Below are 25,981 nucleotides of genomic sequence, written 5' to 3'. Positions count from 1 at the left end.
CGAAGGAGAGCAGCAGCAGGGCGTCGTACGGGGCGGGATCGTGCTGATCGGACATGGCACCGATCCTGCCATTCGGCGCCGGCCGGCCGGGGCGCGGCCCGTCCGGAATTCGGGGGTGACCGGATGGCTTCGAACCCTTAGGCTTTAGCTGTTAATTACACGTGTTGACCGCCGCGGGCGGCCGGCACCCGCGTCGCAGAGCCGGAGAACCCCTTGCCCAGTCCCTACCGCGCGATCTTCTCGGCGCCCGGTACCGCCTCGTTCTCCGTCGCAGGTTTCCTGGGCCGGATGCCCCTGTCCATGATGGGCATCGGCATCGTCACGATGATCTCCCAGGTCACCGGCCGGTACGGGCTCGCCGGCGCCCTCTCCGCGACGCTCGCGATGTCCGCCGCCGTGCTCGGTCCGCAGGTCTCCCGGATGGTCGACCGGTACGGCCAGCGCCGGGTGCTCCGCCCGGTCACCCTGATCTCCATGGTCGCCGCGGCCGGGCTGCTGCTCTGCGTGCAGCAGGGGGCGCCGGACTGGACGCTCTTCGCGTTCACGGCCGTGATCGGCGTCGTGCCGAGCGTCGGGGCGATGACCCGGGCCCGCTGGGCGGACATCTACCGGGGCGACGCCCGCTCGCTGCACACCGCGTACTCGTGGGAGTCGATCGTCGACGAGGTGTGCTTCATCTTCGGCCCGATCATCTCGATCGGCCTGTCGACCACCTGGTTCCCTGAGGCCGGTCCGCTGCTGGCCGGCGTCTTCCTCGCGATCGGCGTCTTCTGGCTGACCGCCCAGCGCGACACCGAGCCGGAGCCGCACCCGCAGCCCGCCGTCAAGGCCGGTTCGGCGCTCCGCTCCCCCGGCCTCCAGGTCCTCGCCCTGGCCTTCGTGGCGACCGGCGCGATCTTCGGCTCGGTGGACGTGGTGACCGTGGCCTTCGCCGAGGAGCGGGGCCAGAAGGCCGCCGCCAGCCTGGTCCTGGCCGTCTACGCGCTGGGCTCCTGCCTGGCCGGCGCGGTCTTCGGCCTGCTGCACCTCAAGGGCGAGCCGTCCCGCCGGTGGCTGCTGGGCGTCTGTGCGATGGCCGTGAGTATGATCCCCCTCCTACTGGCCGGGAACCTGCCGTTGCTGGCCGTGGCGCTCTTTGTCGCGGGCCTCTCCATCGCGCCGACGATGGTGACCACGATGGCCCTCGTCGAGAAGCACGTACCGCACACCCAGCTGACCGAGGGCATGACCTGGACGGGCACCGGCCTCGCGATCGGCGTGGCGCTCGGTTCCTCGGCCGCCGGCTGGGTGGTCGACGCCTCGGGGGCGGAGGCGGCGTACGTGGTGCCCGTCGTCTCGGGCGCGCTCGCGGTCGTGGTGGCCCTCCTCGGCCACCGCCGGCTGCGCAGGCCGGTGCCGAACCGGGAGGGGCGAGATGAGCACGAGGACAGCGGGACCGACGGGGCCGGGGAGCGCCGGGACGGGCAGCCCGTGGCGTAACTGGGCGGGAAACGTCACCTCCCGCCCGGTCCGGGAGGTGAGTCCGGCCTCAGCTGAGGAGCTGGCCGCCGAGCTCCGCCGTGCCACCCGGGACGGGCTGCGGGTGAAGACGGTGGGCACCGGCCACTCCTTCACCTCGATCGCGGCCACCGACGGCGTGCTGATCCGCCCGGACCTGCTCACCGGGATCCGGCGGATCGACCGCGAGGCGATGACGGTGACCGTGGAGTCGGGCACCCCGCTGAAGCGGCTCAACGTGGCGCTGGCCCGGGAGGGCCTGTCGCTCACGAACATGGGCGACATCATGGAGCAGACGGTCGCCGGGGCCACCTCGACCGGCACCCACGGCACCGGACGCGACTCCGCCTCCATAGCGGCGCAGATCCGCGCCCTGGAGCTGGTCACCGCCGACGGGACGGTCATGACCTGCTCGGAGAAGGAGAATCCGGAGGTCTTCGCGGCGGCCCGGATCGGCCTGGGCGCGCTCGGCGTGGTCTCCGCGATCACCTTCGCGGTGGAGCCGGTCTTCCTGCTCACCGCGCGGGAGGAGCCGATGCGCTTCGACCGGGTGATCGCCGAGTTCGACCAGCTGCACGCGGAGAACGAGCACTTCGAGTTCTACTGGTTCCCACACACGGACAACTGCAACACCAAGCGCAACAACCGCAGCGCCGGCCCGGCCGCCCCGCTGCCGCGCCTGGGCGGCTGGTTCGAGGACGAGTTCCTCTCCAACGGGGTGTTCCAGGCGGCCTGCTCGCTCGGCCGCGCGGTGCCGCCGGCCATCCCGGCGATCGCCCGGATCTCCAGCCGCGCGCTCTCCGCCCGCACGTACACCGACATCCCGTACAAGGTCTTCACCTCGCCGCGCCGGGTCCGCTTCCTGGAGATGGAGTACGCGCTGCCGCGGGAGGCGGCGACGGCGGCGCTGCGCGAGCTGAAGGCGATGGTGGAGGGTTCGCCGCTGAAGGTGAGCTTCCCGGTGGAGGTGCGCACCGCGCCCGCCGACGACATCGCGCTGTCCACGGCCTCCGGCCGGGAGACGGCCTACATCGCGGTGCACCTCTACAGGGGAACGCCCCACCGCGGGTACTTCACCGCGGTGGAGCGCATCATGACCGCCCACGGGGGCCGGCCGCACTGGGGCAAGGTCCACACCCGGGACGCCGCCTACCTGGCGGAGGCGTACCCGCGCTTCGCCGAGTTCACGGCCCTGCGCGACCGGCTGGACCCGGACCGGCTCTTCGCCAACGACTACCTGCGCCGGGTCCTGGGCGACTGACGGGGGCTCACCGGGCGGTGCCGTCGGACGGGGTGGCCGCGGGGGCGTCGCCGAGGGCGGGGCCCGTGCCGGGCGTCTCGGCCGGGGCGGACGGCGTCTCGGGGGCCGTCGGCTCCGTCGGGGGCGCCGTGGGCTCTCCCGTGGGGTCCGTGCCGCCGTCGGCGGAGCCGGTCGGGTCAGGGGTCGGAGCGGTCGTGGCGCCGCCGGACGGCGCCGTGGTCCCGGAGCCGGGGGTGGCGCCGGGGGACGGGGTGCCGGCGTCCGTGCCGGTGTCCTGTCCGGTCTTCCCGGTCTCGTCCGGGCCGGTGCCGTCGGTCGGCGCGGGGCTCCGCGACTCCCGGTCCTCCTCCTGCTGCCCGGGGGCGTCCTGCCGGCCGGTGTCGCCGCCGCCGCGGACCACGGAGCCGAAGGTGGTGGTGCCCTTGGTGCCGCTGAAGTCCTCGCCGGAGACCAGCTCGTAGGTGGTGATGCCGCCCATGGTGACGCCGAAGACGAGCGCGGCGGCGAGCACCGGGCGCCGCCAGCCGCGCAGCCGGGTGCCGTGGGTGGTGGCGTCGCCGAACTCCTCGTCGTACGGGAACGGCCCGGCGGCCTCGGGGACGGTGCCGAGCATCAGCGTGTGGCGGTCGCCCGCCGGGGGCTGTGCGGGGAGCTGACGCGCCCTCGGCCTGGCGGCGACGGTCGCGTCCCGCACCTGCTCGCCGGTGTGTTTGAAGAGCTGCTGGAAGAGCGGGCCGCCGCAGGTCGCGACGACGCTGATCACACCGGCCCCCAGGATCGTCCCGTAGACGCCCATGGTGGAGGCGAGTTTGGCGGCGATCACGGCGGCGAGGGCGCTGCCGGCGACCTGGGGCACGCTCAGGTCGATCTTCCGCTTCGTCCCGGACCCCGGCTCCGCGGTCGCGTTCCCGGGGTCCGGCGGCCGTATCTCCGGCTCGTCCGTGTCGGTCGGCTGCCTGTGACGCATCTCCACCCTCTGCTTGCTCATCTGTTCCACCGTGCACCCAGAAGGGACATATGAGCGAAGCGAATAGTTCCGGTTCAGGGGGTTCTGTGAAGAGTGCCACGCCGGAGGATTGAGGGCGGGGGCCCAACTCCCGCCCACCCCGAGAAGTTGGGCGGCGTGCCGGTCCACCCGAGTGGCCCGAATGGAGTACATTGACGAACCCTGGGCCCGGACGCCTTCGGGGCGCCCGGGAACGGAACCGCTACACAGTGTGACACCCAGTCACTATGGGTAGTGAACAGGTAACCGTGCCATAACGGCGGACCGGGGTCCACGCCCGACACGCCGGGCAACTCGGCAAGGTAGTGGCAGGCTGCACCCGGGCAGGCCACACTCGACTAGCGGAAGCAGCGACGCACGTGACGTCGGCAGGCACCACCCGGGAGGTCCCCATGCCCGAACTGCGTGTCGTGGCCGTCTCCAACGACGGCACACGACTGGTGCTCAAGGCTGCCGACAGCACGGAGTACACACTTCCGATCGACGAGCGGCTGCGGGCCGCCGTGCGCAACGACCGCGCGCGCCTCGGCCAGATCGAGATCGAGGTCGAGAGCCACCTCCGCCCCCGGGACATCCAGGCGCGGATACGAGCCGGTGCCTCCGCGGAGGAGGTCGCCCAGCTCGCCGGCATCCCCGTCGACCGCGTCCGCCGCTTCGAGGGCCCCGTGCTCGCCGAGCGCGCCTTCATGGCCGAGCGCGCCCGCAAGACCCCGGTGCGCCGGCCCGGCGAGAACAGCGGACCCCAGCTCGGCGAGGCGGTGCAGGAGCGGCTGTCCCTGCGCGGCGCCGACAAGGACACCGTGCAGTGGGACTCCTGGCGGCGCGACGACGGCACCTGGGAGGTGCTGCTCGTCTACCGGGTCGCCGGCGAGGTGCACACCGCCAGCTGGACCTACGACCCGCCGCGCCGCCTCGTCCAGGCCGTGGACGACGAGGCGCGGGCGCTGATCGGCGAGACCGACGACACCCTGGCCGCCGCGCCGGAGCCGAGCTTCCCCTTCGTGCCGCGCATCGCCCGGCTCCCCCGGGACCGGCCGCTCGACCGCACCCTGGACCGCCCGCTGGACCGCGCCCTGGACCGGCAGCTCGACCGGGCCCCGCTGACGGCCTCGGCGGCGGAGCCGGAGGAGGAGCGGGACTCGCTCACCAGCCTCCTGGAGGCGGTGCCGAGCTTCCGCGGCGACCTGGTGGTGCCGGAGCAGCCCGGCGCCGAACCGTCCGACGAGGTCGAGGCGGAGGAGCCGCCGGCTCCCGCCGCCTCCGCCGGGGCCGGCGCGGCCTACGCCGACGTCCTCATGCCCCGCTCCGTCTCCGGCCACCGCGACCGGCTGCACGGCGCCACCGACCGGCAGGCGGAGGCCGACGGCGTCCGCCCGGGCCGCCGCGCGGCGGTCCCCAGCTGGGACGAGATCGTCTTCGGGACGCGGCGCAAGAAGCAGGAGTAGTCCCCGTACGACGGAAGGGGCCCGCGCCGGACGACCGGCGCGGGCCCCTTCCGCGTCCTACCGCGGATCCGGGCCGGTCGCGACCGGGCGGGACGGGTCCGAGGACCACTCCGACCAGGAGCCGGCGTAGAGCGCCGCCGGGATGCCGGCCAGCTCCAGGGCCAGCACCTCGTGGGCGCCGGAGACGCCCGAGCCGCAGTAGACGCCGACCTCCGCGGCCTCGGCCGCGCCCAGCGCCGCGAACCGCTCGCGGAGCGCGTCCGCGGCGAGGAAGAGGCCGTCGCCGGCCACGTTCTCCGTCGTCGGGGCCGAGTGGGCGCCCGGGATGTGCCCGCCGACCCGGTCGATGGGCTCCACGTCGCCGCGGTACCGCTCGGCGGCCCGGGCGTCCAGGAGCAGCCCCGAACGGGCGAGCGCCGCCGCCTCGTCCGCGTCGAGCAGCCGCAGCCCGCCCGGCTTCGGCGTGAAATCGCCCGGCTCGGGCTCCGGGACCGCCGTCGACAGCTCCCCCGGCCAGGCCGCCAGGCCCCCGTCGAGCACCCGCACGTCCGGGTGGCCCGTCCAGCGCAACAGCCACCAGGCACGGGCCGCGCCCCAGCCGAGCCCGCCGTCGTAGACCACCACCGGGCGGTCGGAGCGGACCCCCGCCCGGCGCATGACCGCCCCGAAGGCGTCCGGGTCCGGCAGCGGGTGCCGGCCGCCCTCCCCGGGCGGTCCGGCCAGTTCGGCGTCGAGGTCCACGTAGACCGCGCCGGGCAGGTGCCCGGCCTCGTACGCGGGGCGTCCGGGCGGGCCCCCGAGGGTCCAGCGGACGTCCAGGAGGACCGGCGGCCGGGCTCCCGCCGACTCGCTCGCGAGTGCGCTTGCGGAGATGATGGGCTTCATGGGGCCATCCTCGCGCAGCCACGCGCGCGCCGGGGACGGACCCGGCGTCCTCCCGAAGGATCGCGCCAGGCAGGGTGCGACCGGGGCGCGCCGTGAGCGGCCCGGCGAAGCCATCGGCGGCGGGGCACGGCCACGACCAGGTCCGAGGAGCGAGTGACGATGACCGAGGCGGCTCGACGCAGCCCGGGAACACCCTGCTGGGTGAGTCTGATGGTGCACGGGATCGACGCGACGCAGGAGTTCTACCAGGCGCTCTTCGACTGGCAGTTCGTTCCCGGCCCGCTGCAGCTCGGCCCCTACGTGCGGGCCCTGCTGGGCGGCCGCGAGGTGGCCGGCATCGGACAGCTGCCGCCCGACCGGCACCTGACCACCGCCTGGACCACCTATCTCGCCACCCGGGACGCCGACGAGACCGCCGAGACCATCCGCTGCTGCGGCGGAACGGTCGCGGTCGGTCCGCTGGACGCGGGCGAGGCGGGCCGGCTGGTCATCTGCGCCGACCCCGCCGGGGCGGTCTTCGGGGTCTGGGAGGCGGAGGCCCACCACGGCACCGCGCTCGCCGGGCCGGCCGGGACGCCGGTGTGGAACGAGCTGCTCACCTACGAGACGGCCACGGTCGGCAAGTTCTACCGGTCGGTCTTCGGGTACGAGGTCGAGCCGGTGGTGTCGGCCGACTTCGACTACGCCACCCTGCACGTGGACGGGCGCCCGGTCGCCTCGCTGCACGGGGTGGGCGAGGCGCTGCCCCGGGACCGGGGCCCGCACTGGATGACGTACTTCGAGGTCGACGACACGGACGCGGCGGCCCGGCTGGTCGCGGAGCTGGGCGGCAAGGTGCTGCGGCCGCCCCGGGACGGCACGGCCGGGCGGCTCGCCCTGGTCGCGGACCCGGAGGGCGCGGTGTTCACCCTCGTGAGGTCCCGCGACCGTTGACGGCGCCGAGGGCCGCGCGACCTCGTGACGGCGCCCCGGCCGTCGGACGACAGCGCGACCGCCCGCCGACGGGTCCGGGGCGTCAGCGGCGGGCGCGGGCGAGGCTCCGGCGGAGTCGGGACGGGCCGGCCGGGGCGGGCTCGCCGCCCGGCAGGCCGAGCTGGGTGAGCCGGACGGTGCCGAAGTGGTGGGCGACCGCCGGGTCGGCGTGGTGCGCCGCCAGGTACAGCTCCGTCTCGGCCCGCATCCCGGGGTGGCTCTTGTGCCGCATGCAGTAGCTCACCGCCCTGACCAGCGGGGCGAGCGAGTCCGGGGCGGGTCCGGGCACGGCCGGCGTGCCGCCGTCCTCCAGGGCGGGGACGAGGTGGTCGACCACGGTGAGCGGGATCCGGTTGCTGTTCTCGAAGGGGGTCAGCCGCTCCAGGAGCTCCCCGGTGCCGACGCGGGCGACGGGGATCCCGTAGTAGACGGCGGCAGTGAGCATCGCGGTGGAGAAGCAGCCGACGACGAGCCGCAGCGGGCAGCGCTCGTAGAAGGTCTCGGCGAGCAGCGGCACGTCGAGGACGGTGAGCCGGATCCCGGTCTCCTTGGCGGCCTGCCGCAGGGCGGTCGAGTAGCCGGCGGGGGCGGTGGGGTGGGGCTTGAAGACGATGCTGCGGTGGCCGAGGGCGGCGGCGCCCCGGAGCATCCGCACGTGCAGGTCCTCCTCCTCCTCGACGGTGAGGAGGCCGAGCGCGGCGAGGTACTGGCCGAGGAGCAGCGCGCCGGGCCGGGCGGCGACGGCCTCGGCGAGCGCCGGGTCCTCGCCGGCCTCGGCGGAGATCTCGGCGAGGACGGCCCGGAAGGCGGCGTCGGGGACCAGCTCGGACGGGGTGCCGTACTCGGTGAGGAGCATCGGGGTCAGGCCGGGCACCAGGTCGAGGTGGAGGAGCCGGCGGATCCGGCAGGCCAGGGACTGGGCGACGTCGGTGCGGGTGGGGCCGTAGCTCATCAGTCCGTCGGCGTACACCTCGACGGAGCTCTCCGGGAAGCAGGCGCCGAGCGCCTTCGCCGGGTTGACCTGGATGGACTCCACGACCAGGACGACGCGGGCGGTGCCGAGGTCCCAGGCGGTGCGCAGCACGCGCTGCCAGAGGGGGGCCTCCTCGGGGCGGGGGGCCCAGGCGGCGGGATGGTACGGGTGGATCGTCTCGTTCCAGTCGAGGACGCCGTCGAAGCGGGCGGCGATCCGGGCGTAGCCGGTCATCGTCTCCAGGCGGAGCGCGGTCTCCGGGATCTCGGCGTTGTGCGAGAGCAGCAGCAGGCGGCGGGCGTCGCCGGGGGCGCCGTACAGTCCGGCGTCGATCGCGGCGGCGACGGTCGCGGCGCCGTAGAGGGTGGAGACCTGGAAGATCTGGACCGGGCGCGGGCCGGTGGCCGTGTCGGTGGTCATGGTCAGAGGGTCCTTCCGGTCTCGCGCAGGCTCCGCAGGAGGGTGGCGCGCGGGGTGTCCATGGTGGCGAGGGTGTCTTCGAGGACGTCCTGGGGCATGCGGCGCAGGGCGTCGGCGACGTCGGCGCGCAGCCGTTCGGCGACCTCGGGCTCGTACTTCCCGGCCTTGTTCACGTGGAAGGCGATCATGGCGCAGTAGGTGCGGACGGCCTTGGGCAGGAAGCGGTCGGCGTCGCGGTCCCGGGAGACCTCCGACAGGAGGAGGTCGTACGAGGGGATGAAGTCCAGCTGGCGGTTGTCGCTGATCTGGGTGAGCGAGGTGGTGACGCCGCGCCGGTAGAAGACGCCGTGCAGGGAGAGGGCGGCGTAGGTGCGGGCCTTGAGGTGGAGGCGCCAGACCCAGAGCCGGTCCTCGGCGGTGCGCAGCGTGGTCTCGAAGCGGGAGGCGCCGTCCTCGAAGAGGGTGCGGCCGTAGACGCCGAAGGGCACGAAGGGGTAGTCGACCATCGTGATCATGCTGGCCGGGGCGATGCCGTCGCGGGGGTCCATGACGGCGTCGCGGACCTTGGCGGGGGCGTACTTGATGTTCCGCTTGCGTCCCTCCGCGAGGACGTGGTCGGTGCGGGCGAAGTCGCAGCCGAGCCGTTCGGTGCCGTCGACGGCGGCGCGCAGGTGGCCGGGGGCGTACCAGTCGTCGCCGTCGAGGAAGGTGACGTAGTCGCCGGTGGAGGCGTCGATGCCGGTGTTGCGGGCCTGGGCGACGCCGAGGTTGGTCTCGTGGCGGATGACCCGGGCGTTCGGGATCCGGTCCTTCCAGCGGTCGAGGACGTCCGGGGTCTCGTCGGTGGAGCAGTCGTCGACCAGGAGGAACTCGAAGTCCGGGTCCGCGTTGAGGGCGAGGCTGCGCACGGTGTCGGGGGCGTACGGCCCGACGTTGTGGAAGGGGACGACGACGGAGAGTTTGGGCACGCGGAGAATCCCCACACTGGATCGGAGGCGGACACGGATGGAATCGGGGGTGTCTTCCGGCTGTCAGGCGCCGGTACGGCGGGGAGCGTAATCGGCGTTCCGACCGCTCGAACGAGCCTCGTGTGGACGGCCGGTGAACTCTTGCCGACCCGGGTGCGAACCGGCCCCGGCCCGCCGCGCGCGGTGCCGGGCGAGGAGCGCGGTGGCGGGCGGGGCGAGCAGCCCGACGGCCCCGGCGGCGGCGCCGAGACGGACGCCGGGGGGCCGGAAGGCGCAGCTCACACGGGTCGCGCGGCCGTCGAGGGGGACGGCGAGCAGGCCCCGGTGGGAGCGGGCGGAGACGGGTGCGGCGTCGCCGGCCGCGCACCGCCAGCCGGTGGCGCGGGGCACGGCGACGACGGCGACGCCGGTGCTGCCCGGGGGCAGTTCGGCGGTGAGGCCGTGGCCGGTGGTGGTGACCTCGGTGGCGCCGGTGGCCGTGAGCCGGGCGACGACGGCGACGAGCCGGGCGCGGTCGAGCCAGCCGCCGGACTGGCGGGGCAGCGCGGGCGCCCGCTCGGGGGCCAGCCGGACGCGGACCTCGCCGCCGGCCGGGACGGTGCCGAGGGCGCGCAGCGGGGCCCGGACGGCGGGCGGGCGGCCCTCGATCTCGTTGGGGGCGCCACCGGCGAGGGCGGCGGTGCCGTGGTAGTCGGGCGCCCAGAACCAGACCTCGGTGCCGGCCGGGCAGCGGGCGGTCAGGGTGGTGCCCGTGCGGCGGACGGCGGGCAGCGCGTAGACGGAGGAGCCCAGGAGGAGTTCCTGGTTGCGGAAGGCGGAGCCCTCGGGGTCCACGGTCGCGTTCCCGGCCGGGTGGACGGTGACGAGCGGCGGTACGGGCGTGGTGGTGGCCGTCGCGGTGCCGCGGGGGGCGGCGTCCTGGCGGACCGGCTCGGTGGGCTCGGAGCGGATCCGGGCGCCGACGGAGAAGATCGCGTCGGCGACGGGGTTGTCGAGGGTCTCGGGGTGCCTCCCCTTGGCGTAGTGGCCGAAGCCGAGGGAGTCCAGGGTCCGGGAGGTGTTCTCGGTGGTGAGGCTGGAGTAGGCGTCGGCGCCCTCGCCGCCGAGCAGCAGGGGTTCGTTGCCGCCGGGCAGCGGGCCGGGGTCGGTGCGGTACGCGGGCCAGGCGTCGGCGCGGGCGACCTCGGCGGCCACCGCCCGCTGCCAGGGCCCGATCCGGGGCGCCCAGGCGACGTCGGCGCGCTGCTGCCGTTCGGTGCGCATCCCGCTGACGTCCGCCTCGCCCGCCTGGGCGAGGAGCAGCGCCACGGCGACGGCGACGGGCAGCAGCCGGGAGGCGTCGGCCCGGTCGGCGAGGGCGGCGGCGAGCAGGGCGGCGAGGGCGAGCAGCAGGGCGGCGGCCGCGGCCGGGTAGCTCCAGGCGTCGATGTCGGCGCTGGTCCGGGCGGCGAGGGCGAGCGCCCCGAGGAGCGCGGTGGCGCCGAGCAGCGCGGCCGGGCGGGGCACGCCGGGGGCGGCGGAGAGCCAGGCGGCGATCAGCAGCAGGCCGCTCAGGACGAAGGTCTGGCGGTACGGGTTGCCGTTCGGCGAGGCGCCGGCGTGCCAGAGCAGGTGGGTGGGGCCCCACTGGAGGGAGAGCGTCACCAGGACGGTCAGCGCCGTCCAGGCGAGCCGGACACGCGGGGCGACGGCCCGGTTGAACGGCAGGGTGAGGGCGAGGAGGAGGGCGGGCGTGCCGGTGGAGAGGGCCGGCGTGTCTACGTTGGCGGTGGCCGGCAGGAAGCGGCCGAACAGCTCGGCCCAGGAGGCGGGCGCGAAGACCGTCTCGGGGGTCGGGTCGGCGTACTTCGTCCCGCTGAAGACGACGAGGACGAGCGGGGCGGCCAGCCCGACGCCCAGGCCCACGGTCCACCCGGCCCGCAGGAGGACGGCGAGGCGCCACCGGGCGGTGGCCTTCGGGACGGCGGCGCTCCCGGCCGCGGGGGTCCCGGCACCGGCGGCGCTCCCGGCCCCGGCGGTGGTTCCCGGATCCGCCTCGGCGCTTCCCCCCGGGCCGGTGGTGAACAGGCGGACCGCGAGGAAGAGGGCCGCGCCGAGGGTGGCCATGTAGGCGGTGTAGAAGTTGGCGGTCCAGGCGAGGGCGACGACCAGCGGCCCGAGCACCGGCCGGCGGCCGGCGCGGGCCCACTCCGCGACCAGGCAGAGCAGCGGGAAGGCGATCAGCCCGTCGAGCCACATGGGCACGGAGGCGCCGTGGTTGAAGGTCCATCCGGAGAGCGCGTAGGCGGCGCCGAGGAGGGCGGCGAGCGGCCAGGGCCCGGTCCGGTCGGCCGGGCGGAGCCGGATCAGCAGGGCGGCCATCGCGGCCCCCGCCGCGGCGATCTTGAGCACGGTGATGGCGTACAGCGCGAGTTCCGGCCGGTCGGCCGGGAAGAGCACGACGAGGAGCGAGAAGGGGCTGCTCAGGTAGGTGCCGATGTCGCCGAGGAAGCCCGCGCCGAAGCCGGAGTTCCAGTTGAGGAAGGCGTCGCCGTGGGTGTCGCCGAGCAGGAAGGCGCGCCAGTAGGCGTGGTACGGCAGGTACTGCTGGCCCAGGTCGACGACGTTCCGGGTGTACGGGCCGAGCGGGTGGCTGCGGGCGAGCGCGGTGGCCAGGACGAAGACGGCGGCGGTGAGCGGTCCGGCGACGGCGGGGGCGAGCAGGCGCGGGTCCCGGGCACGGCGGGGGCCGCCCCGTGCCCCCTCCCGGTCGGGAGTGGGCACGGGTGTGGCGGCGGGTGGCACGGGTCCTCCAGGGAGCACGGGGCTCGCGTCGGTCACCCGCGGCGAACGCGCGGCGGGACGAACCCATTACTCCTGGTTCGGGCGACCCGAAGTGGATCACCGGGCGATCTCCCGGCACCCTCCGGGTGAACACCCGGTGTCGGCTCCGCCGTTCGGGGAGGTCTCCCGGGGGTTCGGCGCGATCAGGCCGGGGTGACCGGCAGCACGTCCGGGGAGAGGGACGCGGCGCGGGAGCTCGCGCTCGTCATCCGCCGGCGGTGGTGGCGGCGGCACAGGACCTCGTACCCGACGATCTCCGCGGCGGTGTTCACGTCGCCGACGACGACCTGCTCGCCCTCGACGACCATGTGGCCGCCGACGGTGCGGGCGTTGTGGGTGGCACGGGCGCCGCACCAGCAGAGCGCCTCCACCTGGAGCTGCTCGATCCGGTCGGCGAGCTCGATCAGCCGCTGCGAGCCGGGGAAGAGCTTGGTGCGGAAATCGGTCGTGATGCCGAAGGCGTAGACGTCGAGCCCGAGGTCGTCGACGATCCTGGCGAGCTGGTCGATCTGGACCGGGGCGAGGAACTGCGCCTCGTCGACGATCACGTAGTCGGCCTTGCCGCCCTGGGAGAGCTGGTCGACGAGGTACGCGTAGAGGTCCATGCCCTCCGGCGCCTCGACGGCCTCGGTCACCAGACCGAGCCGGGAGGACAGCTTCCCGGTGCCCGCCCGGTCGTCCCGGGTGAAGATCACGCCCTGGAGGCCGCGCGCGTCGCGGTTGTGCGCGATCTGGAGAGCCAGTGTGCTCTTTCCGCAGTCCATCGTTCCGGAGAAGAACACCAGCTCGGGCATGACGGGTCGGAGACCTTTCGGGTCGGGGTTGCGGGACGGGACGCGGGCGCGGGGACGCGTCAGGTGCGGACTTCGAGGAGGGGCACGAGCTGCTCGGCGGGGGTCATCGAGCCGTGCATGCCGGCCATCCGGGTCTCCAGCGGCTCGCCGACCGAGGCGACGAGGGCGACGTCCTCGTGGGCGGCGGCGACGACGTCGCCGATCCGGCCGTACACCCGCTCGTCGACCGTGTCGCCGAACCAGCCGAGGGCGATGGCCTCGTCGCGGCCCGCCACCCAGAACTGCTCGCCGAGGACCTCGCGCCAGCAGGTGAGGACGTCGGCCTCGGCGCCGGGGACGGCGTAGACGTGCCGGGCGCGGCCCTCGCCGCCGAGCAGGGCGACGCCGGCGCGCAGCTCCCAGTCCTCGTCGACGTCGATCCGGTGCTCCTCGTCGAAGGGCACGTCGACCATGCCGTGGTCGGCGGTGACGTAGAGCGCCGAGCGGGCGGGCAGCTGCTCCGCGAGCCGCCGCACCAGCCGGTCGACCAGCATCAGCTGGCCGCGCCAGGCGTCGGAGTCGAGGCCGAAGCGGTGCCCGGCGCCGTCGAGTTCGCTGTAGTACGTGTAGACCAGCGAGCGGTCGCCGCAGGCCAGCTGCTCCGCCGCCAGGTCCATCCGCTCCTCGCCGGAGAGGCGCCCGTGGAAGGTGCCGCCGCTGAGCGCGATCTGGGTGAGCGGGGTCTGCTCGAAGATCGGGGAGGACACCTGCGCGGTGTGGATCCCGGCCTCGTGGGCCTGCTGGAAGACCGTCGGGTACGGCTGCCAGACCTTCGGCGGGGTCCAGGGGCGCCACTTGAGCTGGTTCATCAGCTCGCCGGTGTCGGGGTTGCGGACCATGTAGCCGCCGAGGCCGTGGGCGCCGGGGGCGCGGCCGGTGCCGACGGAGGCCAGCGAGGTCGCGGTGGTGGCGGGGAAGCCGGCGGTGATCGGCCGGCCGGTGCCGCCGCGCGAGGTGCCGAGCAGCGAGGTGAGGTAGGGCGCCTCGTCCGGGTGGGCGAGGATCTGCTCCCAGCCGAGCCCGTCGACGAGGAAGACGCAGGCGCGGTCGGCCGGGGTCAGCTCGGCGATCCGCGCGGCGAAGCCGGGCACGCCCTGGCCGGCGACGAGGGTGGGCAGCAGGTCGCCGAGGGAGCCGGAGCCGTACTCGGGCACCGGCGCGGTCTCGGGCGCGAGCGGCACCGGGTCGTCCGGCCAGCCGTGGGCGACGGAGGTCGGCTGGGCCATCAGCGGCCGGCCGTCGGGGCGGTGTCGGCGGTGGCCTCGGAGAGCGCCTGGGCGAAGGTGAGGGTCTGCCGGACGGTGTCCGGGCCGTCGCCGGCCTCGCTCACCCGCAGGCTGAGGTCGTCGGCGGTGGCGTTGCCGGTGTAGCCGTGGTCGGCGTCGCAGTTCGGGTCGCCGCAGGCGGCGGGTTCCAGGTCGATCCGGGAGACGGCGCCCCAGCCGATGGTGAGGACGACCTCGCGGGGCACGGTGCCCGGGGTGTACGACTCCGGGTTGGCGACGACGCGGCTGACCACGACCGACGAGATCCGGTCCAGCTTCACGGACTCGGTGGACGTGGTGGCGTAGGGGCTCGGGGAGCTGTTGTCGGCCGCCTGCTCGTCGGTGTGGCTGACGATGAAGCGGCTGGGGGTCAGGACGAGGACGGTGACGTGGCGCCGGACCTCGTTGGCGTCGAAGGTGGTCTCCTGGTGGACCACGTACGACGCGACGTCCTCGCCGCCGACGGCGGCTTCCACCGCCTCGGCCACGAGTGCCGGGTAGTAGCCGCTGCGCTCGATCGCCGCGCGCAGCCCCTGGGTCGTCGTACCGCTCTTCACCATGGACTCCATCCTACGGGGCCGGGAGGCACCCCCCGGCCCCTCAGTAGCTGGGCAGGCGGCGGGGGCCGAGGTCGGTGGTGGGCGGGGGCGGGGCGAGGCGGACCGCGGCGCCGAGGACGGAGACGCCGCCCGGGGCGACCACGGCCGGTTCGAGGGCGACGGAGACGATCTCCGGGTGGTCGTCGACCAGCCGGGAGACGCGGAGCAGCAGCTCCTCCAGGGCCGGGGTGTCGACGGGGGCCGAGCCGCGCCAGCCGAAGAGCAGCGGGGCGGTGCGGATGGAGCGGACCAGTTCGGCGGCGTCCCGGTCGGTGGCCGGGATCAGCCGGTGGGCGGTGTCGCCGAGCAGCTCGGAGGCGGCGCCGGCGAGGCCGAAGGAGAGCACGGCGCCGACGGCGGGGTCGATGGCGGCGCGCACGACGGTGTCGACGCCCCGGGGCGCCATCGCCTGGACGACCGGCTGGAGCTCCTCGGGCTTGCCGAGGGCCTCGGTCAGCTCGGCGTAGGCGGTGCGCAGCTGCTCCTCGGTGGCCAGGTCGAGCCGGACGCCGCCGAGGTCCGGGCGGTGGCGCAGGTGCGGGGCGGTGGTCTTGAGGGCGACCGGGTAGCCGAGCCGGGCGGCGGCCGCGACGGCCTCGTCGGGCCCGGGCGCGGGCAGGGCGGGGCGGACGGCGATGCCGTAGCGGCCGAGCAGTTCGCCGGTCTCGTCGGTGGTGAGGGTCACGCCGCGGGACTCCTGCCCGGCGCCCCGCTCGGCGAGCACGCGGTCGATGAGCGCGGCGGCGCCGGCCTGGTCGATGGCGTCGTACTCCGGTACCCGTCCCGGGTCGGCGGCCTGTCGGCGCCACTGCCCGTACCGCACGGCCTCGGCGAGGGCCCGGACGGCCCGCTCGGCGGCGGGGTAGGCGGGGATGTTCCGGGCGGGGGCGGCCGGGTCCGGGGGCTCCGGCGCCTCCTGCGCCTCCGGTGCCTCCTGCGCCTCCGGTGCCTCCTGCGGTACGGGGGCGGGTGCGGCGGCCGTCGGGCGGCGGGTGCGCGCGGGGGCGGGGCGGGTGCTGGTGGCGGCGGACAGCGCCTCGGCGAGGCCGCCCATCTCGACGTGGACGACGACGACCGGCTTGGCGGCGCCGGCGGCTCCGCCGCCCGCGACGGCCTCGCGGAGGGAGGCGGCCAGCACCTCGGTGGTGCCCTCGATGCCGACCCAGGGGATCGCGGTGACGACGACCGCGTCGCAGGTGTCGTCGGCGAGGGCGGCGGCGAGCGCGTCCCGGAAGTCGGCGGGGGTGGCGGCGGTCGTCAGGTCCAGGGGCCGCTGCGGGCGCAGCCCCTCGGTGAGGCAGGCGTCGTACGTGAGGAGGCCGAGGGACTCGGAGTTGCCGAGGATCGCGACGCGCGGTCCCGCGGGGAGCGGCTGCCCGGCGAGCAGCACGCCGGCGTCGACGAGTTCGGTGACGGTGTCGACGCGGATGACGCCGGCCTGGCGGAGCAGCGCGTCGACGGTGGCGTGCGGGACGCGGGTGACGGGGACGCGGTGGCCGGGCGGGGCGCTGCCGCTGTGGCGGGCGCCCTTGACGACGACGACGGGCTTGACGGCGGCGGTCCGGCGGGCGAGCCGGGTGAACTTGCGGGGGTTGCCGATCGACTCCAGGTAGAGGAGGACGACGTCGGTCGCCGGGTCGTCGTACCAGTGCTGGAGGACGTCGTTGCCGGAGACGTCCGCGCGGTTGCCGGCGGAGATGAAGGAGGAGAGGCCGGCGCCGCGCCGGTGCAGCCGGGCGAGGAGGGCGACGCCGATGGCGGCCGACTGGGTGAAGAGGCCGATGCGGCCGGCGGCGGGCATCTCGGGGGCGAGGGAGGCGTTGAGCCGGACGTCGGCGGCGGTGTCGATGATGCCGAAGGCGTTGGGCCCGATGATCCGCATGCCGTAGGAGCGGGCCTGGCGGACCAGGGCTCGCTGCCGTGCGCGGCCCTCGGTGCCGCTCTCGGCGTAGCCGGCGGAGAGGACGACCAGGCCCCGTACGCCGTGCTCGCCGCAGTCGGCGACGACCTCGGGGACCCGCTCGGCGGGGACGGCGACGATCGCGAGGTCGACGGGGGCGCCGACGGCCGCGACGGAGGGGAAGGCGGGCACGCCGTCGAGTTCGGTCTCCCCGGGGCCGAGTCCGGGGTTGACCGCGTACACCCGGCCGGTGAAGCCGGCGCCCAGCAGGTTCCGGAGCACGGTCCTGCCGACGCCGCCGGGGGTGCGTCCGGCGCCGACGACGGCGACCGAGGCGGGGGCGAGGAGTCGCTGGACGGAGCGGGCCTCGGCGCGCTGTTCGCGGGCGCGCTGGACGGCGAGGGAGCGGTCGGTGGGCTCCAGGTCGAGGTGGAGGCGGACGGAGCCGTCCTCGAAGCTGCGCTTCTGGGTGTAGCCGGCGTCCGTGAACACCTTGATCATCTTGGTGTTGGCGGGGAGCACCTCGGCGGCGAAGCGGCGGATGCCGCGCTCGCGGGCGACGGCCGCGATGTGTTCGAGGAGGGCGGAGGCGACGCCCCGGCCCTGGTGGGCGTCCTGGACGAGGAAGGCGACCTCGGCCTCGTCGGCGGGGGTCGAGGCGGGGCGGCCCCGGTCGTCGATCCGGTCGTAGCGGACGGTGGCGATGAACTCGCCGCCGACGGTGGCGGCGAGGCCGACCCGGTCGACGAAGTCGTGGTGGGTGAAGCGGTGGACGTCCTTGGCGGAGAGCCGGGGGTAGGGGGCGAAGAAGCGGTAGTACTTCGACTCGTCCGAGACCTGCTCGTAGAAGCTGACGAGCCGGTCGGCGTCGTCGGCGGTGATGGGCCGGATGCGCGCGGTGCCGCCGTCGCGGAGCACGACGTCGGCCTCCCAGTGGTCGGGGTAGGCGTGCTCCTCCGGGGCCGGGCGCCCGCCCGCTCCCCCGCCCACCTCGCCGCTCGGTCCGTCCGGTCCGTCCGCCTGCTCCGACGTGCTCCGCATGGGGCAAAGCCTACGGCCGGGGTGCGACGGCGGCACCGCTCGCGCGCCCACTCCTCCGCGGCGCACGGCTCGCGCGCCCTCCGTGCCGCGTGCAAGGTAAGGAGGGCCGAACGTCGCACGGATGCGGGACGAAGGTCGGCAGGAGCACGCCGCACACCGTGAGAGACTGGTCTAGACAACCGCTGAAGACTTGAAGGGCAACACCATGGCTGAGCGCCGCGTCAACGTCGGCTGGGCCGAGGGCCTGCACGCCCGCCCCGCCTCCATCTTCGTCCGTGCCGCCACGGCCTCCGGTGTCCCCGTGACCATCGCCAAGGCCGACGGCAACCCGGTCAACGCCGCGTCGATGCTCGCGGTGCTCGGCCTGGGCGCGCAGGGCGGCGAGGAGATCGTGCTCGCTTCGGACGCCGAGGGCGCCGAGGCCGCGCTGGAGCGCCTCGCCAAGCTCGTGGCCGAGGGCCTCGACGAGCTCCCCGAGACGGTCTGACCCGGCGGGTCGCACCACACACTCCCCCGACGGCCGTGTTCCCGGAATTCCCGGCGGACACGGCCGTCCGGCATTTCCGGAGCCGGACCATTCCCTTTTCGGGCAGCACGAAAAGCGCCTCGGAATAGCTATTCTTTGTATACGGTGTCCGTGTTAATTCCGGACGCTCGCCGTGTTGACGGCATGTTGCGAAACCCTCACACGGCCCCGCTCGGGCCTTTTCAGCCGGTGCAGCGGGAGCGCGTGCTCGGCGTGCAGGGCGGTCAGCGCGCGGGCCCGCTCGGCGTCCCCGCGGGCGATCGCGTCGACGATCGCGCCGTGCTCGGCCCAGGCGTCCACCGGCCGGTCCGGCCGGTCCACCGCGTACATCCAGGCGATCTTGTGGCGCAGCTGGGTGAGCAGCGCGGCGAGCGCCGGGCTGCCGGACGCCTGGGCGAGGGTCTCGTGGAACCAGCCGCCGAGCGCCTTGAGGTCGTCGCCCTGCCCCCGCCGGGCCCGCTCCTGGCCCAGCCTGACCAGGCCGCGCAGCACCTTGAGGTGGGCGTCGGTGCGACGCTGGGCGGCCCGGGCCGCGCCGAGCGGTTCGAGCAGCGCCCGTACGTCGAGGAGGTCGGCGGCCTCCTGGTCGGTGGGTTCGGCGACCTGGGCGCCCGCGTGCCGGCGGCTGACGACGAAGCCCTCGGACTCCAGGGTGCGCAGGGCCTCGCGGACCGGGACGCGGGAGACGCCGTACCGGCGGGCGAGCTGGTCCTCGGTCAGCCGGCTGCCGCGCTCGAAGATCCCCGAGACGATGTCGTCCCGGATCGCCGTGCATACCGATTGCGCGGGAACCCGCATGTCCGACCTCCGTTTTCGCTCCGCGCGCACCGAATTCGAGCGGCGCTGTTTCCGCGACTCTATTGCAGTGCGCCGGAAATTCCGATGCCCTCTCGGAATTCATCCGGTCCCGGCAGCGGCCGAACCGGTCACCGGCGACGAAAAGGCCCCGGCTCTTGGGAGCCGGGGCCGTTTCGGTGCGGGGTGGCGGGTCAGAGGCTGACGCCGCGGGCGCGGAGGTAGGCGACGGGGTTGATGTCGGAGCCGTAGTCCGCGGTGGACCGGGCCTCGAAGTGGAGGTGCGGGCCGGTGGAGTTGCCGGTCGAGCCGGAGACGCCTATCTGCTGGCCGGGCTCGACGGACTGGCCGACGTAGACGCCGATGGACGACAGGTGGCCGTACTGGGTGTACGTGCCGTCGTTCATCCGGATCACGATGTTGTTGCCGTAGGCGCCGCCCCAGCCGGCCTCGACGACGGTGCCGGAGCCGACGGAGACGACCGAGCTGCCGTAGGCGGCGTGGAAGTCGACGCCGGAGTGGCTGCCGGAGGACCAGAGGGAGCCGCCGGTCTTGTAGCCGGTGGAGACGTACGAACCGGCGACCGGGAGGTTGAAGGAGGCGAGGCGGCGGCGCTCGGCCTCACGGGCCGCGCGCTCCTTGGCCTCGCGGATCTCCTGGGCGCGGGCCTCGGCCTTGCGCTTCGCCTCGGCGCGCGCCTTGGCCCGGGCCTCGGCCTCGGCGGCCTCCTGCTCCTGGGCGGCGGCCTGCGCGCTGACCTGGTCGGCGAGGGACTCGTCGGCGATCACCTGGGTGAGGCCGGTGTCCTCGGCGGACCGGTTGTCCGTGTCGGCGGCGAGCGCCGGGGAGGCGAGGGTGCCGACGACGCCGGTGGTGGCGAGGGCGGCGACGCCGGCGATGCCGGCGCTGCGGCGAGCCAGTCGGCTCGCGCCACGGTGCTTCCCGGTGGCACGGGTGAACGCCAAGACGGTTCCTTTCCTTCCTTCTCGCCTACCGGGTTAGCTGACGGGTTCGGAGCAGGAAGGTCTCCTACGGGCCCCTCCGCGTGGCGAAGGCGTCCGATTCACCCCAGGGACTGCGTGGGTCCCCGGCTCCCCAGGCTCGCGCCTGACGGGGACTCGGCGATGGCTGTCCGGGTGCCGCGGGTGCGGCGCGTGCGTCGGGTCGGACAGACGGACCGACGCTAGGCCGGACGGATGTCAATCGCCAAACAGACACGCCCATTTGTAAGACATGCCACAGGGCATACGATCACCCTTATCTCTATAACGGACAAAGCGGAGGTCTCCGGCGCTTCTGCGCATCGGAGACCTCCGCCGGAGCCGACGACGGGTCAGCTCACCACGGTCACCTCGCCGATGCCGAGGGCCCGCACGGGCTCCTCGATCTGCGCGGCGTCGCCCACCAGGACGGTGACGAGCCGGTCCACCGGGAAGGCGCTGACGACCGCGGCCGTGGCCTCGACCGTGCCGGTCTCGGCCAGCCGCGCGTACAGCCGGGCCTGGTAGTCGTCCGGCAGGTGCTGCTCGACCTGGTCGGACAGCGTCGCGGCGACCGAGGCCGCCGTCTCGTACTTGAGCGGGGCCACGCCCACCAGGTTCTGCACCGCGATGTCCCGCTCGGCGTCGGTCAGACCGCCCTCGGCCAGGGTCCTGAGCACCTTCCACAGGTCGTCCAGGGCCGGGCCCGTGTTGGGGGTGTCGATCGAGCCGCTGATCGCGAGCATCGAGGCGCCGTGCCCCTCGCCGTCCGAGCGGAGCACCTGCCCGAAGGCGCGCACGCCGTACGTGTACCCCTTCTCCTCGCGCAGGACGGCGTCCAGACGCGACGTCAGGGTGCCGCCGAGGCAGTAGACCCCGAGGACCTGCGCGGCCCAGACGGCGTCGTGGCGGTCGGGACCGATCCGGCCGATCAGCAGCTGGGTCTGGACGGCCCCGGGGCGGTCGACGATGACGACCCGTCCGGTGTCGTCGGCGGTGATCGGCGGCATCGGCCGCGGGGCGGCCGGCTTGCCGGTCCAGCCGCCGAGGGTCTCGGCCAGCACCTCGTCCAGGTCGACGCCCGTGAGGTCGCCGACGACGACCGCCGTCGCCGCGGCGGGCCGCACGTGCGCGTCGTAGAACGCGCGGACGGCCTCCGCGTCGATGGCCTCCACCGTCTCCTTGGTGCCCTGGCGCGGCCGGGACATCCGGGCGGTGGCCGGGAACAGCTCCTTGTAGAGCTGCTTGGCCGCGCGACGGCTGGGGTTCGCCGCCTCGTGCGGGATCTCGTCGAGCCGGTTGTCCACCAGGCGCTTGACCTCGTCGGCGTCGAAGGCCGGGGAGATCAGGGCCTCGGCGACCAGCCCGAGCGCCTTGCGGAGCCGGGAGACCGGGACCTCCAGGGAGACCCGGACACCGGGGTGGTCCGCGTGCGCGTCGAGGGTGGCGCCGCAGCGCTCCAGCTCGGCCGCGAACTCCTCGGCGCCGCGCTCGGTGGTCCCCTCGGAGAGGGCGCGCGCCATGATGGTGGCGACGCCGTCCAGCCCCTCGGGCTCGGCGTCCAGCGGCGCGTCGACGAAGATCTCGACGGCGACGACCTGCTGGCCGGGGCGGTGGCAGCGCAGCACGGTCAGGCCGTTGTCGAGCGCGCCGCGCTCGGGGGCCGGGAAGGCCCACGGCCTGGCCGCGCCGGGCTGCGGCTGCGGGTGGAACTCCATGCTGGTCAGAGACACGGCGGCGTCGGTCACTGGTCCGCTCCCTCTTCCTCGTCGCTGTTCTCGTCGGCCTCCGGGCCCTCCACGGGCTCGTAGACCAGCACCGCGCGGTTGTCCGGGCGCAGTCGGGCCGCGGCCACCTCGCGCACCTCGTCGGCGGTGACGGCGAGGACGCGGTCGACCGCGGTCAGGGCGAGCTGCGGGTCGCCGAACAGCACGGCGAAGCGGCACAGTTCGTCGGCGCGGCCGGCCACGGTGCCGAGCCGGTCGAGCCACTCGCGCTCCAGCTGGGCCTGGGCGCGCTCCATCTCCTCGGCGGTCGGCCCCTCGGCGGCGAAGCGGGCCAGCTCCTCGTCGACGGCCGCCTCGATGGCGGGCACCTCGACGCCACCGGACGTCTTGACGTCCAGCCAGCCGAGCGAGGGGGCGCCGGCGAGCCGCAGCAGGCCGAAGCCGGCCGCGACGGCGGTGCGGTCACGGCGGACCAACCGGTTGTGCAGGCGGGAGGACTCGCCGCCGCCGAGCACGGTGAGGGCGAGGTCGGCCGCGTCGCACGCGCGCGTGCCGTCCTCCGGGAGCCGGTAGGCGGCCATCAGGGCGCGGGCCGGGACGTCCTCGACGACGACCTCGCGCAGCTGCTCGCCGATGACCTCGGGCAGGCCGCCGTCGCGCGGGGCGGGCTTGCCGTCGTGGCCGGGGATGGAGCCGAAGTACTTCTCGACCCAGGCGAGCGTCTGCTCCGGGTCGATGTCGCCGACGACCGACAGGACCGCGTTGTTGGGCGCGTAGTACGTGCGGAAGAAGGTCCGCGCGTCCTCCAGGGTGGCCGCGTCCAGGTCCGCCATCGAGCCGATGGGGGTGTGGTGGTACGGGTGGCCCTCGGGGTACGCGAGCGCGGTGAGCTTCTCGAAGGCCGTGCCGTACGGCACGTTGTCGTACCGCTGGCGGCGCTCGTTCTTGACGACGTCGCGCTGGTTCTCCATCGACTCGTCGTCGAGGGCGGCCAGCAGCGAGCCCATCCGGTCGGCCTCCAGCCAGAGCGCGAGCTCCAGCTGGTGCGTCGGCATGGTCTCGAAGTAGTTGGTGCGCTCGAAGCTGGTCGTGCCGTTGAGCGAGCCGCCGGCGCCCTGCACCAGCTCGAAGTGCCCGTTCCCGTGCACCTGCTTCGAGCCCTGGAACATCAGGTGCTCGAAGAGGTGGGCGAGGCCCGTGCGCCCCTCGACCTCGTGGCGCGAGCCGACGTCGTACCAGAGGCAGACCGCGGCGACCGGGGTCAGGTGGTCCTCGGAGAGGACCACCCGCAGGCCGTTCGCCAGCCGGTGCTCGGTCGCTGTCAGGCCGCCGGAGCCGGCCTCGGCCGTGGCCGTGTGACCCATGGGCATGTACGTCCCTTCGATCGCGATCTGAAAAGTCCTGCCACTGTATGCAAGCGCGCCGACACCTGGCGAAGTTCCCGGACCCCTGAGATGTCCCTCGTCCGGGTCGCGGTCGGGGTTGTCGGTGGCACGGTCCACAATGGTCCGCGTCAGATCAAGCTTTGTCGGAGAAGGAGCCGCAGCCGCGATGGCCCGCCGCAGCACGAAGACACCGCCGCCGGACGACGCGTACGAGGAGAGGATCCTCGACATCGACGTCGTCGACGAGATGCAGGGCTCCTTCCTCGAGTACGCCTACTCGGTCATCTACTCGCGCGCCCTGCCCGACGCGCGCGACGGCATGAAGCCCGTCCAGCGGCGCATCGTCTACCAGATGAACGAGATGGGCCTGCGCCCCGACCGCGGCTTCGTCAAGTGCGCCCGCGTGGTCGGCGAGGTCATGGGCAAGCTGCACCCGCACGGCGACGCCTCGATCTACGACGCCATGGTGCGCATGGCGCAGCCGTTCTCCATGCGCGTGCCGCTGGTCGACGGCCACGGCAACTTCGGCTCGCTCGGCAACGACGACCCGCCGGCCGCCATGCGGTACACCGAGTCGCGAATGGCCCCGGCCGCCCTGTTGATGACCGACTCCATCGACGAGGACACGGTCGACTTCGCGCCCAACTACGACGGCCAGGAGCGGGAGCCGGTCGCGCTCCCCGCCGCGTACCCGAACCTGCTGGTGAACGGCGCCTCGGGCATCGCGGTCGGCATGGCGACCAACATGCCCCCGCACAACCTCGGCGAGGTGATCGCCGCCGCCCGCCACCTGATCCGCTACCCGAACGCGGACCTGGACGCGCTGATGCGCTTCGTCCCCGGCCCCGACCTGCCGACCGGCGGCCGGATCGTCGGCCTGAACGGCATCCGGGACGCGTACGAGTCGGGCCGCGGCACCTTCAAGATCCGGGCCACCACCACGGTGGAGACCGTCACGGCCCGCCGCAAGGGCATCGTCGTCACCGAACTGCCCTTCTCGGTCGGTCCCGAGAAGGTCATCTCCAAGATCAAGGACCTGGTCGGCTCGAAGAAGCTCCAGGGCATCGCCGACGTCAAGGACCTCACCGACCGGGCCCACGGGCTCCGCCTGGTCATCGAGATCAAGAACGGCTTCGTGCCCGAGGCCGTCCTGGAGCAGCTCTACAAGCTGACGCCGATGGAGGAGTCCTTCGGCATCAACAACGTGGCCCTGGTGGACGGCCAGCCGCTCACCCTCGGCCTCAAGGAGCTCCTGGAGGTCTACCTCGACCACCGCTTCGAGGTCGTCCGCCGCCGCTCCGAGTACCGCCGCGGCAAGAAGCGCGACCGGCTGCACCTGGTCGAGGGCCTGCTCGTCGCCCTCCTCGACATCGACGAGGTCATCCGGCTCATCCGGGAGAGCGACAACTCGGCGCAGGCGAAGGAGCGCCTGATGGAGCGCTTCTCGCTGAGCGAGATCCAGACCCAGTACATCCTGGACACCCCGCTGCGCCGGCTCACGAAGTTCGACCGCCTGGAGCTGGAGACCGAGCGCGACCGGCTGACCGGCGAGATCGACGAGCTGACCGGGATCCTGGACTCCGACCCCGAGCTGCGCAAGCTGGTCTCGGCCGAGCTGGCCGCGGTCGCGAAGAAGTTCGCCACCGACCGGCGCACGGTCCTCCTGGAGTCGGCGGGCGCGCCCGTCTCGGCCGTCCCGCTGGAGGTCGCCGACGACCCGTGCCGGGTGCTGCTCTCCACGACCGGTCTGCTGGCCCGCACGGTCTCGGCGGAGCTGCCGCCGGCCGACCCGGACGCCAAGCGGACCAAGCACGACGCGATCGTCTCGTCGGTGGCGGCCACCCAGCGCGGCGACGTCGGCGCGGTCACGTCGACGGGCCGCCTGCTGCGGATCGCGGTCATCGACCTGCCGCAGCTGCCGGACACGGCCGCCGCGCCGAACCTGGCGGGCGGGGCGCCGCTGAGCGAGTTCCTGTCGCTCGACGGGGACGAGACGGTGATCTGCCTGACCACGCTGGACGAGTCCTCCCCCGGCCTGGCCCTCGGCACCCTCCAGGGAGTGGTCAAGCGGGTGGTGCCGGACTATCCGGCCAACAAGGACGAGCTGGAGGTCATCACCCTCAAGGACGGTGACCGGATCGTCGGCGCGACCGAGCTGCGGACCGGCGACGAGGACCTGGTCTTCATCACCTCCGACGCGCAGCTGCTGCGCTACCCGGCCTCCCAGGTGCGCCCGCAGGGCCGCCCGGCCGGCGGCATGGCGGGCATCAAGCTGACGGCCGGCGCCGAGGTGCTGTCCTTCGGCGCGGTGGACCCGGCGGCGGACGCGGCCGTCTTCACGGTGGCGGGTTCGACCGGAACCCTGGACGGCTCGGCGGCGACCTCGGCGAAGCTGACGCCGTTCGACCAGTACCCGCGCAAGGGCCGGGCCACCGGCGGCGTGCGCTGCCAGCGCTTCCTGAAGGGCGAGGACGTGCTGATCCTGGCCTGGGCGGGCGCCCTGCCGGCCCGTGCCGCGCAGAAGAACGGCACCCCGGTCGAGCTGCCGGAGCCGGACCCGCGCCGTGACGGCTCGGGCACCCCGCTGCCGGCGACGGTCGACGTGGTGGCGGGCCCGGCGAGCTAGCCGGGCGAGACCGCACGACCTCGGGCCCCCCGCTCCGGACGGAGCGGGGGGCTT

General features: G+C 74.4%; 19 protein-coding genes and 1 riboswitch. Of the genes, 6 read left to right on the top strand and 13 right to left on the bottom strand.

Annotated features, from left to right (window positions below; translation table 11 throughout):
* Positions 1-213: 213 nt before the first annotated feature.
* Both IE321_RS06300 and IE321_RS06295 read left to right on the top strand, forming a co-directional pair.
* Positions 214-1,479, top strand: a complete 1,266-nt coding sequence (locus tag IE321_RS06300) for an MFS transporter (protein WP_190222067.1) — start codon at positions 214-216, stop codon at positions 1,477-1,479.
* Positions 1,415-2,758 (top strand): D-arabinono-1,4-lactone oxidase, encoded by a 1,344-nt coding sequence (locus IE321_RS06295; protein ID WP_190222066.1) that lies wholly within the window; start codon positions 1,415-1,417, stop codon positions 2,756-2,758. The genes IE321_RS06300 and IE321_RS06295 overlap by 65 nt, the downstream gene beginning before the upstream one ends.
* Before the next feature lie 7 nt (positions 2,759-2,765).
* Here the strand turns inward: IE321_RS06295 and IE321_RS06290 are convergent, their stop codons facing one another.
* A complete protein-coding gene (locus IE321_RS06290) occupies positions 2,766-3,746 on the bottom strand; it encodes a hypothetical protein (protein WP_226651408.1) in 981 nt (326 codons plus the stop codon).
* Positions 3,747-4,156: 410 nt separating this feature from the next.
* On the opposite strand from IE321_RS06290, the gene sepH reads away from it, so the two are divergent.
* A complete protein-coding gene (gene sepH, locus IE321_RS06285) occupies positions 4,157-5,209 on the top strand; it encodes a septation protein SepH (RefSeq protein ID WP_043227242.1) in 1,053 nt (350 codons plus the stop codon).
* 57 nt (positions 5,210-5,266) lie between these two features.
* Here sepH and IE321_RS06280 read toward each other — a convergent pair whose 3' ends face one another.
* Positions 5,267-6,094: a sulfurtransferase gene (locus IE321_RS06280; protein WP_190222064.1), complete on the bottom strand. Its 828-nt coding sequence runs from the start codon at positions 6,092-6,094 to the stop codon at positions 5,267-5,269.
* Between the two features lie 159 nt (positions 6,095-6,253).
* Between IE321_RS06280 and IE321_RS06275 the strand changes: the two genes are divergently transcribed.
* Complete coding sequence (locus IE321_RS06275) at positions 6,254-7,027, top strand: VOC family protein (RefSeq protein ID WP_051842466.1); 774 nt, start codon at positions 6,254-6,256, stop codon at positions 7,025-7,027.
* 82 nt (positions 7,028-7,109) lie between these two features.
* Here the strand turns inward: IE321_RS06275 and IE321_RS06270 are convergent, their stop codons facing one another.
* From IE321_RS06270 to IE321_RS06240, 7 genes are all read right to left on the bottom strand, one after another.
* Entirely contained in the window at positions 7,110-8,459 is a 1,350-nt protein-coding gene (locus tag IE321_RS06270) for a polysialyltransferase family glycosyltransferase (protein ID WP_190222063.1), read from the bottom strand.
* Between the two features lie 2 nt (positions 8,460-8,461).
* On the bottom strand, positions 8,462-9,427 hold the full coding sequence (locus tag IE321_RS06265; protein WP_190222062.1) for a glycosyltransferase family 2 protein: 966 nt from the start codon (positions 9,425-9,427) through the stop codon (positions 8,462-8,464).
* A gap of 63 nt (positions 9,428-9,490) precedes the next feature.
* Positions 9,491-12,211 carry a YfhO family protein gene (locus tag IE321_RS06260; protein ID WP_190222061.1) on the bottom strand — a complete coding sequence of 907 codons (2,721 nt, stop codon included), beginning with the start codon at positions 12,209-12,211 and terminating at the stop codon, positions 9,491-9,493.
* Positions 12,212-12,393: 182 nt separating this feature from the next.
* On the bottom strand, positions 12,394-13,044 hold the full coding sequence (locus IE321_RS06255) for a thymidine kinase (RefSeq protein WP_043227246.1): 651 nt from the start codon (positions 13,042-13,044) through the stop codon (positions 12,394-12,396).
* Between the two features lie 59 nt (positions 13,045-13,103).
* Positions 13,104-14,309 (bottom strand): alkaline phosphatase family protein, encoded by a 1,206-nt coding sequence (locus IE321_RS06250; RefSeq protein WP_190222060.1) that lies wholly within the window; start codon positions 14,307-14,309, stop codon positions 13,104-13,106.
* Positions 14,309-14,908, bottom strand: coding sequence for a DUF5998 family protein (locus tag IE321_RS06245; RefSeq protein ID WP_043227249.1), 600 nt, complete (start codon positions 14,906-14,908; stop codon positions 14,309-14,311). Before IE321_RS06245 ends, IE321_RS06250 begins: the two co-directional genes overlap by 1 nt.
* Positions 14,909-14,948: 40 nt before the next feature.
* Entirely contained in the window at positions 14,949-17,888 is a 2,940-nt protein-coding gene (locus IE321_RS06240) for a bifunctional acetate--CoA ligase family protein/GNAT family N-acetyltransferase (RefSeq protein WP_190222059.1), read from the bottom strand.
* Positions 17,889-18,093: 205 nt separating this feature from the next.
* Between IE321_RS06240 and IE321_RS06235 the strand changes: the two genes are divergently transcribed.
* On the top strand, positions 18,094-18,375 hold the full coding sequence (locus IE321_RS06235) for an HPr family phosphocarrier protein (protein WP_043227291.1): 282 nt from the start codon (positions 18,094-18,096) through the stop codon (positions 18,373-18,375).
* A gap of 153 nt (positions 18,376-18,528) precedes the next feature.
* Here the strand turns inward: IE321_RS06235 and IE321_RS06230 are convergent, their stop codons facing one another.
* The 4 genes from IE321_RS06230 to IE321_RS06215 form a co-directional block, all read right to left on the bottom strand.
* Positions 18,529-19,212, bottom strand: coding sequence for a GntR family transcriptional regulator (locus IE321_RS06230; protein ID WP_043227250.1), 684 nt, complete (start codon positions 19,210-19,212; stop codon positions 18,529-18,531).
* Between the two features lie 191 nt (positions 19,213-19,403).
* Positions 19,404-20,174, bottom strand: coding sequence for a M23 family metallopeptidase (locus tag IE321_RS06225; protein WP_043227252.1), 771 nt, complete (start codon positions 20,172-20,174; stop codon positions 19,404-19,406).
* Positions 20,175-20,182: 8 nt separating this feature from the next.
* Positions 20,183-20,343: riboswitch (cyclic di-AMP (ydaO/yuaA leader) on the bottom strand.
* Positions 20,344-20,542: 199 nt separating this feature from the next.
* Positions 20,543-21,907, bottom strand: a complete 1,365-nt coding sequence (locus IE321_RS06220) for a M16 family metallopeptidase (RefSeq protein ID WP_043227292.1) — start codon at positions 21,905-21,907, stop codon at positions 20,543-20,545.
* Between the two features lie 26 nt (positions 21,908-21,933).
* Positions 21,934-23,286 (bottom strand): M16 family metallopeptidase, encoded by a 1,353-nt coding sequence (locus tag IE321_RS06215; RefSeq protein WP_079022255.1) that lies wholly within the window; start codon positions 23,284-23,286, stop codon positions 21,934-21,936.
* 181 nt (positions 23,287-23,467) lie between these two features.
* Here IE321_RS06215 and IE321_RS06210 point away from each other — a divergent pair, with 181 nt between their 5' ends.
* Positions 23,468-25,927, top strand: coding sequence for a DNA gyrase/topoisomerase IV subunit A (locus IE321_RS06210; protein WP_043227254.1), 2,460 nt, complete (start codon positions 23,468-23,470; stop codon positions 25,925-25,927).
* Positions 25,928-25,981 lie beyond the last annotated feature (54 nt).

It is taken from the genome of Streptomyces hydrogenans (assembly GCF_014656075.1).
GTDB classification, from domain to species: Bacteria; Actinomycetota; Actinomycetes; order Streptomycetales; family Streptomycetaceae; genus Streptomyces; species Streptomyces hydrogenans.
This window is presented reverse-complemented; position numbering and strand designations above follow the sequence as displayed.